The following is a 14,398-nucleotide window of genomic DNA, read 5'->3' on the forward strand; positions in this document are numbered from 1 at the left end:
CGTATGCGGGTAAAGACCTAGCCGTACAAATCCGCAGCACGGGTTTCGAACGCCTGCACGATCCGGTGCATGGCCTCGTTGAACACAACACCGATGATACCTTGCAGGATGGCGTTCTTGAATTCAAAATCCACATGGAAGGACACGTTGCAGCCCCCCTGAGGCGCGTCTGCGAACTGCCAATCGGATTTCATGTATTTGAACGGGCCGTCCAGATATTCCGTGTCGATCTTCATCTGATCAGGAAACAGCGTCACCCGGCTGCCAAACCTTTCACGGAAAACTTTGAACGAGATGATCAGGTCCGCCTCCATCACCTGCGCCTCACCCGCGGCATAGGTCCGGCGAATACGGGCCGCGGCACACCAGGGTAGAAATTCGGGATACTTCGCCACGTCCGCGATCAGGTCGTACATCTGCTGCGCCGTATACGGCAGGTGGCGGGTTTCCGAATGAGTAGGCATGGCGTCCAGTATTAACAGGTGACAATGGCGCGTGATTTCGTATGTTGCGCGCCAAAGATCAAGGGGGCAGCGATGAGCGACCGTGCATATGTGATAGATGAGATGATCTCGGCGAAGGCCATCGCCGCCCGGATCGAGGAGTTGTGTCGCGAAATCAGCACTGAATACAAAGACACCGACAAGCTGGTCGTGGTCGGCCTGTTGCGCGGTAGTTTCGTCTTTATTGCCGACCTAGTGCGCGAGCTGGACCTGCCGATCGAGGTGGATTTCCTTGAAGCTTCATCCTATGGCGATTCAATGGAAAGCAGCCGGGAAGTTCGCATTCTCAAGGACTTGCGCGGCGCTATCGAAGGGCGCGACGTTCTGGTCGTCGAGGATATCGTCGATACCGGTCACACACTGAACCACGTCACCCATTTGCTGCAAAGCCGTAAACCCGCGCGACTGAGATCTATCGCTCTGCTAGACAAACCCAGCCGGCGCGAGGTCGATTTCCGATCCGACTGGATCGGGTTCGAGATTCCGGATGAATTTGTTGTGGGTTATGGAATCGACTACGCGCAGCGCAATCGTAACCTGCCGTTCATCGGCAAGGTTCGCTTCACAGAGGATTGATCGGGCCCAGTACCTGTTGAATGGCGGCTACGAAAATCCCGGTACCGACCGGGATCAGCGCATCCGGGAAATCGTAGTCTGGGTTGTGCAGTTGTGGGTGACCCACTCCTGAGCCCAGCCAGAACATAGCAGCTTTGGCGTCTTTGCCGAACTGCCCAAAATCTTCAGAGAACTTCTGCGGGTAAGCCGTCACTTCACAAGGTACATCCGCTTCAGAGCAAGATCGGCTTAGGATATCGACGGCGTCAGACGCGTTCACGCAGGCTTCGAAGACGTCTTCATAGGTGATCTCGTATCTAAGCCCTTGATCCAACGCCGCTTGCGCAACCAGCGCCTCGGCCTCTTCGATCAGACTTTGCATCCGCGCATCAGCGACGGTGCGCAATGTCACCCACAGCTCGGCCCGGCCCGGCGCCACGCCAAAGGTCGGTTCACCAAGATTGACATGCGTCACGGTCGTCAGCGCGAAATTGGCGTCCAGCGAACCGCCATTTCCCAGCCGTGCCATTTGCGGCATCAACGCGGCCAATGCCCCCGCGGGTGAGATCCCATCCTGCGGCGCCGCCGCGTGCGAGGTCTTACCCTTCAAAACAACCTTCATCCCGCGCGACGCACAGTTTGCCGGACCCTCACACAGCTGTACGTCCCCCAACGTCAGCCCTGGTAGATTGTGCAGGGAAAACAGGTAATCCGGCGCGATCTCCGAAAACTTAGGGTCGGCCCGGTAGGCGATAGCCCCTCGCCCGGTTTCCTCGGCAGGTTGGAAGATTAATACTACCCGTCCCTGCAGAGGACGGTTTTGATTTAAGTGATCTGCTACACCAAGAACCATCACCATATGGCCGTCATGCCCACACAGATGCCCCTTGCCCGAAATGCGTGAAGCATAGGCTGCTTCGGACTGCTCTTGAATGGGCAAACCATCAAGCTCGCATCGAATGGCAACTGTCGGTCCGGCCTGCCCGCTGTCGAACACACCCGCCACGCCGTGCCCACCGATTCCAGTCAAAACCTGATCTGCGCCACGGGCACGCAATTCGTCCGCGATCCGAGCGGCCGTCAACTCTTCCTGGCCCGAAAGTTCCGGGGATTGGTGCAGTTCGTGACGCAGGCGGGTAAGCTGCGCGCGTGTGTCAGGTGTCACCCTTGCTCCAACTTCTTCTGGCGTGCATCGCGCAGGCGGGCAAAATCGTCGCCCGCGTGGTAGGACGACCGAGTCAGAGGCGTTGCCGACACCATTAGGAAGCCCTTGCCAAAGGCTGCTTTCTCATAAGATGCGAACTCTTCCGGCGTGACAAAGCGGTCGACGCCATGGTGTTTCGGCGTGGGCTGCAGGTATTGGCCGATGGTCAGAAAATCGATGTCAGCGGCGCGCATGTCATCCATCACTTGCCGGACCTGCTGTTCGTCTTCCCCCAGACCGACCATGATGCCCGATTTAGTGAAAATCGAAGGGTCCATTTCTTTGACCCGCTGCAACAGGCGCAGCGAATGGAAATAGCGCGCACCGGGGCGCACTTCGGGATACAGCCCTGGGACGGTTTCAAGGTTGTGGTTGAACACGTCCGGCTTGGCTTCGACTACAACTTCCAGAACCGAGGGGTCACACTTCAGAAAATCTGGCGTAAGAATCTCGATCGTTGTCTTAGGCGAACGGTGCCGTACGGCGCGAATGGTCTGCGCGAAATGCTCCGCCCCACCGTCGGCCAGGTCATCGCGGTCCACAGACGTTATGACCACATGGTTCAGCCCCAGTTTCTGCACGGCGTGTGCCACGCGTCCGGGCTCAAACGCGTCCAGATCATCTGGGCGGCCGGTGGCAATGTTGCAGAATGTACAGCCGCGGGTACAGATCTCGCCCATGATCATCATGGTGGCGTGGCCCTGGCTCCAGCATTCGCCCACATTCGGACACCCGGCCTCTTCGCAGACCGTAACCAGATTGTTCTCGCGCATGATTTTGTGAGTTTCGGCATAGCCCTTACCACCGGGTGCCTTTACGCGAATCCACTTCGGCTTTTTCGGTTGCGCATTGTCCTGACGATGCGCCTTTTCGGGATGACGTTGTTCGGGGATCTTCAGATCACGCACGGTTTGCTTTCCTGACTTTGGGTCATTTTGCTTCGACATAATATAAACTGCAGCGGTTAGCTACGCCACCCATGCATAGCTGCCATAACAGCGCACTATGCAAATGCAGAAGATCACCCAGCAAATCCCGACAAAGTTTTATTGAAAACAGCACGCTTTGAGGACTTCACAAGAATTCGCGTTCGCAGCAACAATCACGTTGAAGCTAATTTAGAACTGTTTTAAATCTTCAGCAGTTCACAGATGAATCACAGGAAATTGAGCATGAAATCCGGTACTAAACTGCCTGACGTAACCTTTCACACCCGCGTCCGTGACGAGGCTGTCGAAGGCCCCAACCCGTTCCGTTGGGAAGACAAGACCACTGCAGATTACTTTGCCGGTAAACGGGTGATCCTGTTCTCGTTGCCCGGCGCATTCACCCCTACCTGTTCGACCTACCAACTGCCCGGTTTTGAAAACGGTTATGCCGAATTCAAGGAAAAAGGCATCGACGACATCTATTGCATGTCAGTGAATGACAGCTTTGTCATGAACAAATGGGCACAGGACCAAGGTCTGGAAAACGTCAAGGTCATTCCAGACGGATCTGGAGAGTTCACTCGCAAGATGGGCATGCTGGTCGACAAGGACAATCTGGGTTTTGGCATGCGCTCGTGGCGCTATGCCGCCATCGTCAATGACGGTGTGGTTGAGGCATGGTTCGAAGAGCCCGGCCTGATGGATAACTGCCCTGAAGACCCCTATGGCGTGTCGTCCCCGGACAACCTTAAAAAACACCTGAACGAAGCCAAAGAACCCGCACTGGCCTAAGCTTCGCGCTAAATCAAAGCAAAGGCCCGCCCATGGCGGGTCTTTTCATTTCAGGCGCGTGTTGCGGTGACGATGCCTTCTCCGACTTGGCGGATGACCTGAGCCAGACCGTCGAACCAATCCTCGCCCACAGTCGATGCACGCCGGACCAGACCAACCGTCCGCGCCGGTTGCGGCGTGCCAAAGCGCAGCAGTTTCAATCCGGGAACAGCGTCAGATTCCGCGCGCGCGGCCAGTTCGGGCATGAGAGTCAGACCAAACCCCTCAGCCACCAATCGTGACAACGTCGCAAGCGATGACGCACCCATATTGATCAGGCCGCTGCTTCGATCCCGACCGCAGACCTCAAGCGCCTGATCGGTCAGACAGTGACCGTCATCAAGCAACATCAGTTGCGCGGTCTGCAGGTCCAGCGGCCGTAATGCTTCGGGATTGGGGACCATGCCCTTCAAGCGCGCTGAACTGCCAGCCAACAGGAAGCGATCCTGAAACAGAGGCAGCTCAAACAACTCACTCCCACCGGCGGGCAAAGCCATGACGCCGGCGTCGATTTCCCCGGCGCGCAGCATAGTCAGCAAACGCTCTGTTCTGGCTTCGCGCACCTGCACGCGCAACGACACATCGGACGATCGCAACCCAGCCAGCACACCCGGCAGTAAATACGGCGCGATCGTTGGGATGATCCCGATCGCCAACGACCTGTGCCCCCCAGAGCGATCCTTGGCAAACTGATCTAACCTGTCCGCCGCTCCAAGAACCTGACGCGCATGATCCAGCACGTCGCGCCCTAGCGGGGTCAGCAGAATATCACGCGCCTGACGTTCGAAAAGCGGACCGCCCAAACTGTCCTCTAACGCCTTGATCTGCACGGACAAGGCGGGCTGAGACACGTGGCACACCTGGGCGGCCCGACCGAAATTGCGCTGTTCTGCGACTGCACTGAAGTATTTCAGCTGTCTAAGGGTAAAATTCATAACCTTTGATTATCACCCATCCACCCAAGTGCAACCAAAACATATCGCACCGTTATCCGATCATGCGATTGCGCTCGGACTGCCCTTCATAATGCCGCTTGAGCCGCTGCAACGCGATCCGCAACACGATCTTGCCCGAGCGCGCCGACCAGCCCATCCGCTTTTCCGCAAGCTCTAGCCCTTCGAGGTAGCAACAGCAGCGCAAAGCAACATCGCTGAGACCCGGACCCAGATCTGACAAAGCATGTTCAACCCGATCCCGTGCGTCCGACGCCCCGTGCCCAGCATGGGCTTCACTGTTGAAACCACCGCGCCCCCCTGCAGTCAGAAAATGGTCCCAATTCTGTGCGACCTGAGGACCAATCTGCGCCAGTTCGAAATCCTCACGCAGGCGTTCGCCCGCCGCCACAAGTGTTTCATCAAGAAAAGGCTTTCCGTCCCGATCTCGCCGACGTGCCAATGCGATCAGGGGGCTTTCCGCTGCACTATAACGAATCCGCCGAGGCCGGTCGGGTTTTGCAGTCACGCTCTGACAGGGCGCCATTTGCGCTTGGAACGGCGCTTGTGCATCTGCCATTCCAAATTCACTACGCTCACGCGCTTTGTTCTCGGCCTCGGCAATAAGGCGGCTCAGTGCCGAGCGGCCCGACGAAGAAATCCGATACCGCGAAATCCGTCCGGGATTGTCGCAGGAAATCCAGTCTTTCAGCGCCAGCGCCTGCGCAATCTTGCAATCCACAACCGCTGTTCGTGTGGCGCCGCTGTCTCCGGTGTCGCGGACCACCACGGCCTTGTCCATTTCCTCAGCCACCGCAAGCACTGACCCCGTTTCACACAAACGGCGCAAAATTCGCAGTGCCTCGCGGTAAAATTCTTCGTCCTTGGCGGCGGCGGTTTCCTCTTCGGTCACAGCCAAGGCCCCGAATTGGATCGGGCCCGTGCCATCGGCTGAATCCGAGAAATGCGTTTCCGCCAGAGATTGTAGCGCGGCATCCACCAAGGGATCGTCCCGTCGCATTTCGATGCGCCTGATTTGTCTAAGTATGGTCGAAGCATGGCACCCTGCGGATCGCGCAATATCGCGGATCGACTGTCCGGTCTCTGTGTGGGCAAGGTATCGTTGTGCCCCCTCAGGTACCCAAGCCGGAATGGTGAATGCCATGTTGTTTTCCATAGTTACTTGCCCTCGTCGACACAACAATCTGTTTTCAATCGCCCCCGATGAATTTGTTAACCAATTCTAACTAGAGTTGCTTTCGTTACTCGTTCGTTAACCCGCAGCGACAAGGACCAGATTTGATTCAAAAACATAAACACTCATGAAGTCAGAGTTCGGCGCGAACCCAATCAAGGCAACACCCGCTTAGGTTGTGTCACACATTCAGGGACGTTCACTCACACAAGGGAACCCCGGAATGCAGGACCTGATGACCATGATTACCACCCTCCGCCGCCCTCGCCTGTTGGCACGGGCCGCGAAACACGGGGCGCAGGACTATGACCGGGATCGGCACCTGCAGCGCATCCTTGGCTATGGATCACTACCCGGCACGGGCGCGGCTCTGATGCGGCTGATGGAAATGGAGCGAGAGGTTAACGCGCAGCGCGTAGAAGAGGACGCAGCCTATTCGCTGGTCCGTCATTTGGACCTGCTGATCGCGTTGTTGGGCGAGGCGCAGCTGTTTCAGGCCAGCCGCGCCGCGCAATATCAGTGATCAGGTAAAGGCATCCGGCATGGATGCTTTTTTCTTGTCAATGTACTCGTTCAGAGCAGCATTGATTGCCGGGTCGAGTTGCGGTTGCTGGTAGTTGGCCAGCAGATGCTCGACCCGAGCAGAGGCCAGTTGACGCGTGTCACGCCCGCCTTCATCTTCCCAGGTTTCGAACGGTTTGTAGTCCAGCATTTCCGACTTCCAGAACGCGTCCTTGAAGTTCGCCTGCGTATGCGCACAACCCAGATAGTGGCCGCCAGGACCGACTTCGCGGATCGCATCCATCGCCTGCGCGTTCTCGTCGTAAGCCACGCCTTTGGCCAAGCCGTGCAGCACGCCAAGTTGATCCGCATCCATGACGAACTTCTCGAAATCCGCAACCAGACCGCCTTCGAGCCAACCGCAGGAATGCAGCATGAAGTTCACGCCTGACATCAGGCCCATGTTCAGCGAGTTTGCTGTTTCGTAAGCAGCCTGCGCGTCGGGCAGTTTCGAGCCACAGAACGACCCGGCCGAGCGGAACGGCAGGTTTAGGCGACGCGCCAGCTGACCCGCACCATAGGTGACCATCGACGCCTCAGGCGTACCAAAGGTCGGCGCGCCCGAGTTCATATCAATCGACGACACGAAGGCCCCAAAGATCGCCGGGGCACCCGGACGGATGATCTGGCTATACGCGACACCGGCCAGAACTTCGGCCAGAACCTGCGTCAGCGTCCCTGCCACCGAAACCGGTGCCATCGCGCCACCCACGATAAAGGGAGAGATAATGCAGGCCTGATTGTTAGCCGCGTAAACTTCAAGCGACCCCATCATCACGTCGTCGAAGGTCATCGGCGAGTTGATGTTGGTCAGCGAGGTCATCACTGTGTTTTCCTGCACGAACTCTTTGCCGAACAGGATCTCGCACATCTCCACCGAATCCTGCGCCCGGCTGGGATCGGTGACCGAGCCCATGAATGGCTTGTCCGACAGGGTCATATGCGCCATCAGCATGTCCAGGTGACGCTTGTTCACCGGCACGTCGGTCGGTTCGCACACAGTCCCGCCCGAGTGGTGCAACCACTTGGACATATAGGCCAGTTTCACGAACTTGTTGAAATCGTCCATGGTCGCATAGCGACGGCCACCTTGCGCGTCGCGCACGAATGGAGGGCCGTAGACCGGCGCCAGCACCAGATTGCGCCCCCCGATGACAACCGATTTTTCGGGGTTGCGCGCGTGTTGTGTGAACTCGCTGGGGGCAGTTTTGATCAGCTCGCGCGCCAGACCGCGCGGGATGCGAACACGTTCTCCATCGACATCGGCTCCGGCATCTTTCCAGCGCTGCAACGCACCTGGATTGTCGACGAAATTGACGCCGACCTCAGCCAGAATGGTTTCCGCATTGGTTTCAATGATCTCCAACGCTTCCGCGTTGAGGACCTCGAAATTCGGAATATTCCGTTCGATGTATTTTGCAGTTTCGATTCGAACTGCGGTGCGCTCGGCCCTGCGGGCGGCACCACCACCGCCTCTGGCTCTGCGTCGGGTGTTTGCCTCTGCCATGAGATAATCCCGTTAGTCATGTTCACGTTGCAAATCGTGTTACCGGAACCGCAGATCACACCAGACGTGGATTACGGCGCTATAGGGGTAAAAGCGACATGATCGCCTATTCGATGTCGTTTGAACCACTAATTCCTGACGCTCATGATAAAAGCATGGAACCGAAATCGCAAAATCCGTCTAACCGCTAGCTGAGCGAAAACTCCTTTACGCGACAGAATTTGGGTACGTCGCATTTCGCAAGATGGTTGTGAGAAATCTAAATTGACGGGCTGACAAACCTCAAAGGTTTTTACGCATCGCAACCGAATTCCCGGCGACTTCAGTTTCGATCCAGCCGAGATGCGCGTAAATCGCCCTCGTATCTTGCATCAGACGATGGGTACGCAGTTCCATAAAGGTGCAGCCAACTTCGCGCGCTTCGGCCTCGGCGCGTGACAGCAGTTTTCCAGCGACACCTTGTCCTTGGGCCGACGGTGACACGGCCAGATTGATAACCTTCATCACAGCACCCTGTTGCGCAAACACAATAACACCAGCCAACCCATCATCGCAGCGGGCCAGGACCACGCGACGTTCCGCAATATCTTGCGCCAAACCACTCATCACATCAGGCAGATCATCGATAGAACTACGCGCTTTGGCATAAGCCGCCCTGATGCAGTCTGTGACCGCCTCGACGTCATCCTGCGTTGCATCCGTGAAACGAATGACGGCCATTGATCCCATCTCCTTCCGCATCTGACTGAAATCGCCTTCATAACGCTTGCACATAACCGCCGCGCGACCTAAGAGCCAGTCATGAGCCAGACATCCCATGACCGCCTTCTGATCATCGACTTCGGCAGCCAGGTGACGCAGCTGATCGCACGCCGCCTGCGCGAGTTGAATGTCTATTGTGAAATCCACCCCTATCAAAACGTCACGATGGACTTTGTACGCGAAATGGCGCCCAAGGCCGTGATCTTTTCCGGTGGGCCGGACAGCGTGACGCGCGAGGGGTCCCCCCGCGCCCCGCAAGAGATTTTTGACTATGGCGTGCCGATCCTTGGCATCTGCTATGGACAGCAAGTCATGATGCATCAGCTTGGCGGCAAGGTCGAAAGCGGCCACGGCACTGCCGAGTTCGGTCGCGCCTTTGTCACTCCGAAAAGCCAACTGGATATTCTGAACGGCTGGTTCGCGGATGGCGACGAACAAGTCTGGATGAGCCACGGAGACCACGTCAGCGACATCGCCCCCGGGTTCGAGGTCTTCGGCACCTCACCCAACGCGCCCTATGCGATCACGGCTGATACCAACCGTCACTTCTATGCGGTTCAGTTCCACCCCGAGGTGCACCACACGCCCAAAGGCGCGAAACTGTACGAAAACTTCGTAAAGCTGGCTGGCTTCAACGGCGATTGGACCATGGGTGCCTATCGCGAACAGATGATCGAAAAGATTCGCGAGCAAGTCGGCGACAAAAAAGTCATCTGCGGCCTGTCCGGCGGCGTCGACAGCTCGGTCGCGGCGATCCTGATCCATGAAGCGATTGGTGATCAGCTGACTTGCGTGTTTGTCGATCACGGCCTGTTGCGCAAGAACGAGGCCGAAGAAGTCGTCGGTATGTTCCGCGACAACTACAACATTCAGCTGATACACGCAGATGAAAGCGACCTGTTTTTGGGAGAGCTGGACGGCCAATCCGACCCGGAAACCAAACGCAAGATCATCGGAAAGCTGTTCATCGACGTGTTCCAGAAACACGCTGATACGATCGAAGGGGCCGAATTCCTGGCCCAGGGCACGCTCTATCCCGACGTGATCGAATCGGTTTCGTTCTCGGGCGGCCCCTCGGTCACGATCAAATCGCACCACAATGTCGGAGGCCTGCCTGAAAAGATGGGCCTGAAACTGGTCGAACCCCTGCGAGAGCTGTTCAAAGACGAGGTTCGCGCACTGGGCCGCGAACTTGGCTTGCCGCAGAGCTTCATCGGGCGCCACCCCTTCCCCGGGCCGGGTCTGGCGATTCGCTGCCCAGGCGAGATCACCCGTGAAAAACTGGAAATCCTGCGCGAGGCCGACGCCATCTATATCGACCAGATTCGCAAACACGGTCTGTATGATGATATCTGGCAGGCTTTTGTTGCCATCCTTCCGGTACGCACCGTCGGTGTGATGGGTGACGGACGCACATATGATTATGCATGTGCGCTGCGGGCTGTAACCTCGGTCGATGGCATGACCGCCGACTACTATCCGTTCAGCCACGAATTCCTCGGTGAGACCGCCACGCGGATCATCAACGAGGTCAAGGGCATCAACCGATGCACATATGACATCACCTCGAAACCTCCGGGAACGATTGAGTGGGAATGACAAAAAGCCGGGCTTTGACCCGGCTTTTTTGTTTAAGTCCTGCAAGAAACCCATAGGTTTTAAATTAGAATTTCGCGATTCCCGCAGGCAGGTAAATGGACAGCAGCAGACCGCAGATCGGCAAAGCCGCGCTTTGGATGACGGGGGCAATTGCCTCTTTCTCATCGATGGCGGTTGCCGGCCGCGAATTGAGCGTGGCCCACGATACATTCGAAATCATGTTTTACCGCAGCCTCGTCGGCATCCTCGTTGTAGCGGTGATTCTGACACTGTCGCGCAAATGGGATCAGGTCTCGACATACAGACTGGGGCTGCACGGCGTCCGAAACCTGACGCATTTTATTGGTCAGAATTTGTGGTTCTACGCGGTAACCGTCATTCCTCTGGCACAGGTTTTTGCGCTTGAGTTCACGCAACCCATCTGGGTGATCCTGCTGTCTCCGCTGCTGCTGAAGGAACGGCTAACACCTGTACGCGCGCTGTCTGCCTTGATTGGTTTTGCCGGTGTCCTGCTTATTACCCGCCCCGGTGCCGTGCCTCTGAGCGCTGGTATTTTGGCTGCTGCCATGTCTGCGGTATTCTTCGCATTTACAACGATTTCCACCAAAACCCTGACCCGTTTTGCCAGCATTGGATGCATCATGTTCTGGCTGACCGTCATGCAGGCTGTCCTGGGATTGATGGCCGCAGGGATCGATGGGCAGATCGCTCTGCCAACCGCGAACACGATCCCCTTCCTGGTATTGATTGGGTTGGCAGGACTACTGGCGCATTATTGCATCACCAACGCTCTGGCTATTGCGCCTGCGACTGTGGTTGTACCGTTCGATTTTGTCCGCCTGCCCACAATTGCCGTGATCGGAATGATTCTGTACCACGAGCCGCTGGATCACTGGACGCTGCTAGGGGCCGTCGTGATCTTTTCGGGCATCTTTTTGAACGTGCACGCCGAAAATCGTAACAGTTTGGCAACAGTTTCCCGACACACTCACCCTGAATAACGCACCGTCACTAGTTGACGGTAATATAACCCTCAAGAAAGTATCGAGCACCACAAGACAGATCGGCCTTCACCACTCGATAGTCCGGTCTGAATAACAGGACACCTTTTGGGAGGACAGAATGAAAAAAGCGCTTCTACAGGCGTGCGCGGTGTGCGTTGGGACAACAGGAGCTTACGCCGGCGGTCTGGATCGTAGCGGACAGGGTGTCAATATCCTGTTCGAAGAGGGATCAGTTGTACAATTCCGTCTCGGCTATACTGATCCAAGCGTAAGCGGCACTCAAAATGGCGTGGATTCCGGCAATGTTGCCGAGTCATTCTTCACACCGCATTTAGCCTATAAACATGCTTTTACAGACAGGCTGGATTTCGCACTGGTCTATGATGAGCCGTTCGGCGCGGATATCGAGTATCCGTCAAACTACCCGTTGTCGATTAACCCGACAACGCCGTTTGGTGGGCGCACGGATGTTCTGCGCGCCAAAGCGGATGTGGACGCAATTACTGCGCTTGTTCGGTATAAATTCGACGGTGGCTTCAGCGCTATCGGAGGTCTGCGCGCGCAACGTTTGAAAGCCAACGTGGCAGTACCCGCCGCTGCGGGGTACGAAGTCGACACAGATTCTGACATCGCATTTGGGTATGTCGTCGGCGTTGCGTGGGAAAAGCCAGAAATTGCCGCACGTGTGGCTCTGACTTACAACTCAAAAATCACACACGATTTTTCCCAGACAGAGTCATTCAACTTCGTGCCGCCTGTATTCCCGCCTAGTGCGGTACTGGTCACAGCGGAAACCGAGTCTGAGATTGAATCACCTCAATCCATCAATCTGGATTTCCAAACCGGTGTAGCCCCCAAAACATTGCTGTTTGGTTCAATTCGATGGGTGGACTGGCCGCAAACTGTTTTTGCGCCGCCCAACTATGTCAACATTGTCGGGGATAACCTCGTCGACTACGAAGATGATACGTTCACGTATACGCTGGGGCTCGGCTATCAGTTCTCGGAAGAGTTTTCGGGTGCGGTAACTGCTGGATATGAAACATCCACTGGTTCCGAAGTCACAAATTTGGGCCCGACAGATGGGTTCTGGAGCCTTGGGCTCGGTGGAACCTACTCTCTCGAACGCGCTCAGATTTCCGGTGGTGTCCGGTATACAGACATTGGAGACGCCACTACCACCACCGGGGGAGAATTCAGCGGCAACAGCGCTTGGAGCGTCGGCTTCCAAATCACCTACTCGCTGGGCTGATCCGCAACAGAGTGAAACGTTGGACCCCGCCCTTCCGGCGGGGTTTTTCTTTGCGGGCTATCCAAAATATGAATTCCAGAAACCTCATTGCGTTAAAGCCACAGTTTCCGTGAATTCGTCGGTATCACAATCTCACATTAGTTTTCTCTCTGTCGGTCCCTGGCCGGATCAACTAGGGGACCGGCACAACAAAAAAAGAGGACACTACATTGTTGAATCCAGGCAAAATTTCAATATTAGCAATGATTTCACTGACCCCGGCTATTGCAGGCGCACAGGAATTTAACGGTGCTGCCACCTTGGGCTATGGACAATCTTCCATTTCCAACGGCGGTGGCGATTTCGGCACCTTCACCGGCGATTTCACCGGTACTTTGAGCTTCGACAACGGTCTGCACTGGGGCTTTGACGCCAAGTATTACAAGGCCGATCCCGACAATGTTTCCGGGGATGTTTCCCTGTGGGATCTGGGCACGACATTGAACTACCAATTTGACAACGGCGGCGTTCTTGGTGGCTATCTCGACTATGCCGATTTCGATTCTGGTCTGGGGCTCAACCTTTCCAGCGATGTGACTTCGTACGGTATTTCGGGCGGGTATGTCGTTGAAAATGCCGGGTTCGAAGCCTGGATCGGCGAATCGGAAACCTCCCCAAGCCTGCCAAACGGCACGGATTGGACCGATTTCGGCGCACGATTCCGCTATCAAGTGTCGGATAGTGCCGTATTCGGCGGTCACTATGTTCGCAGCGACGTGTCAGGTGGTGGCGTAAACCTTGACCTATATAGTGTTGGCCTTGGCGGTTACTATCGGTTCAACAGCGGTTGGGGGACTTATGCAGGTCTCGTGCATCAGTCGTTTAGCGATCTTGATTTGGACTACACAACGCTTGGCATCGGCGTGGATTATAACCTGCTTGAGATCAGCGAGATCCCAGGCCAAGTGTCTCTGGAGTTGGCCAGAACGGATATCGATGTCGGCGGTGCAAGCGGCGATATCGACACCCTTCGCTTTGGTCTGACCTTCCCTCTTGGCGGTCGCACTTCCTCCACTCCGCTCAACAGCGTAGCGCGTGCGGCGATGGCCCCGCGTCACAACGCTCTGACAACGCTGGAAGACACCACTTTCTGAGGGTTTAGTACAACCTGCAAATCTCTGGAAAACCCTGCCTGTGCGGCAGGGTTTTTCTTTGCGCGGTTTCCAACTCGGTAGAATCTTGGAAAATAAAAACGGGCAAGGCCGTACTAATACACCTTTCCCCAACGAATTGGGCGAACTTTTTTGCTTGGCGTGTTCTGGGCTATGCTGATGCGTTGGCTGGTTACCCCAATCCAGCGTTTAACTTTTTTGCGCCGTCCGCGCCTTTGTATGGCTTTTTTGTTATGGGTCTGTTGGACGAAGCGGCTCCGTTTTCCCTGCGGGCCGGGGGCGATTTCATATCTAGACCGTACTGACCTGGGCTCTAAAGTCAGTGACGACGGTTTTTGGCGTCACCACAGGGGCATTGTTTTTTAAACGATGAGCACCTGATCTGATCTCTCGCCATAAAGGTGGGGCTTAGA

General features: G+C 56.1%; 14 protein-coding genes. 7 read left to right on the plus strand and 7 right to left on the minus strand.

Annotated features, from left to right (window positions below):
* Positions 1-17: 17 nt before the first annotated feature.
* Positions 18-464 (minus strand): type II toxin-antitoxin system RatA family toxin, encoded by a 447-nt coding sequence (locus tag ACR0AL_RS03960; RefSeq protein ID WP_170348536.1) that lies wholly within the window; start codon positions 462-464, stop codon positions 18-20.
* A gap of 72 nt (positions 465-536) precedes the next feature.
* Between ACR0AL_RS03960 and hpt the strand changes: the two genes are divergently transcribed.
* A complete protein-coding gene (gene hpt, locus ACR0AL_RS03965) occupies positions 537-1,079 on the plus strand; it encodes a hypoxanthine phosphoribosyltransferase (protein WP_170348535.1) in 543 nt (180 codons plus the stop codon).
* Here hpt and ACR0AL_RS03970 read toward each other — a convergent pair.
* Together ACR0AL_RS03970 and lipA are read right to left on the minus strand one after the other, a co-directional pair.
* Complete coding sequence (locus ACR0AL_RS03970; protein WP_170348534.1) at positions 1,066-2,223, minus strand: amidohydrolase; 1,158 nt, start codon at positions 2,221-2,223, stop codon at positions 1,066-1,068. The genes hpt and ACR0AL_RS03970 overlap by 14 nt on opposite strands.
* Positions 2,220-3,170, minus strand: coding sequence for a lipoyl synthase (gene lipA / locus ACR0AL_RS03975; RefSeq protein ID WP_170348533.1), 951 nt, complete (start codon positions 3,168-3,170; stop codon positions 2,220-2,222). The genes ACR0AL_RS03970 and lipA overlap by 4 nt, the downstream gene beginning before the upstream one ends.
* Positions 3,171-3,434: 264 nt before the next feature.
* On the opposite strand from lipA, the gene ACR0AL_RS03980 reads away from it, so the two are divergent.
* Positions 3,435-3,983, plus strand: coding sequence for a peroxiredoxin (locus ACR0AL_RS03980; RefSeq protein WP_170348532.1), 549 nt, complete (start codon positions 3,435-3,437; stop codon positions 3,981-3,983).
* 50 nt (positions 3,984-4,033) lie between these two features.
* On the opposite strand, the gene ACR0AL_RS03985 is transcribed toward ACR0AL_RS03980, so the two are convergent.
* Positions 4,034-4,957, minus strand: a complete 924-nt coding sequence (locus tag ACR0AL_RS03985) for a hydrogen peroxide-inducible genes activator (protein WP_170348531.1) — start codon at positions 4,955-4,957, stop codon at positions 4,034-4,036.
* A 52-nt stretch (positions 4,958-5,009) separates the two neighbouring features.
* Positions 5,010-6,131 (minus strand): DUF6456 domain-containing protein, encoded by a 1,122-nt coding sequence (locus ACR0AL_RS03990; protein WP_170348530.1) that lies wholly within the window; start codon positions 6,129-6,131, stop codon positions 5,010-5,012.
* A gap of 241 nt (positions 6,132-6,372) precedes the next feature.
* Here ACR0AL_RS03990 and ACR0AL_RS03995 point away from each other — a divergent pair, with 241 nt between their 5' ends.
* Positions 6,373-6,672, plus strand: a complete 300-nt coding sequence (locus ACR0AL_RS03995; protein ID WP_170375086.1) for a DUF6477 family protein — start codon at positions 6,373-6,375, stop codon at positions 6,670-6,672.
* Here the strand turns inward: ACR0AL_RS03995 and ACR0AL_RS04000 are convergent, their stop codons facing one another.
* A complete protein-coding gene (locus ACR0AL_RS04000) occupies positions 6,673-8,217 on the minus strand; it encodes a trimethylamine methyltransferase family protein (RefSeq protein WP_480662031.1) in 1,545 nt (514 codons plus the stop codon).
* A gap of 282 nt (positions 8,218-8,499) precedes the next feature.
* Entirely contained in the window at positions 8,500-8,937 is a 438-nt protein-coding gene (locus ACR0AL_RS04005; protein ID WP_480662033.1) for a GNAT family N-acetyltransferase, read from the minus strand.
* An 81-nt stretch (positions 8,938-9,018) separates the two neighbouring features.
* On the opposite strand from ACR0AL_RS04005, the gene guaA reads away from it, so the two are divergent.
* The 4 genes from guaA (at position 9,019) to ACR0AL_RS04025 (ending at position 13,967) form a co-directional block, all read left to right on the plus strand.
* Positions 9,019-10,578: a glutamine-hydrolyzing GMP synthase gene (gene guaA / locus ACR0AL_RS04010; RefSeq protein WP_480646504.1), complete on the plus strand. Its 1,560-nt coding sequence runs from the start codon at positions 9,019-9,021 to the stop codon at positions 10,576-10,578.
* Between the two features lie 95 nt (positions 10,579-10,673).
* Complete coding sequence (locus ACR0AL_RS04015; protein WP_170348525.1) at positions 10,674-11,579, plus strand: DMT family transporter; 906 nt, start codon at positions 10,674-10,676, stop codon at positions 11,577-11,579.
* A 121-nt stretch (positions 11,580-11,700) separates the two neighbouring features.
* Positions 11,701-12,834, plus strand: coding sequence for an OmpP1/FadL family transporter (locus ACR0AL_RS04020; protein ID WP_170348524.1), 1,134 nt, complete (start codon positions 11,701-11,703; stop codon positions 12,832-12,834).
* Between the two features lie 242 nt (positions 12,835-13,076).
* On the plus strand, positions 13,077-13,967 hold the full coding sequence (locus tag ACR0AL_RS04025; protein WP_480646502.1) for a hypothetical protein: 891 nt from the start codon (positions 13,077-13,079) through the stop codon (positions 13,965-13,967).
* Positions 13,968-14,398: the final 431 nt, after the last annotated feature.

It is taken from the genome of Ruegeria sp. BB1 (assembly GCF_056539465.1).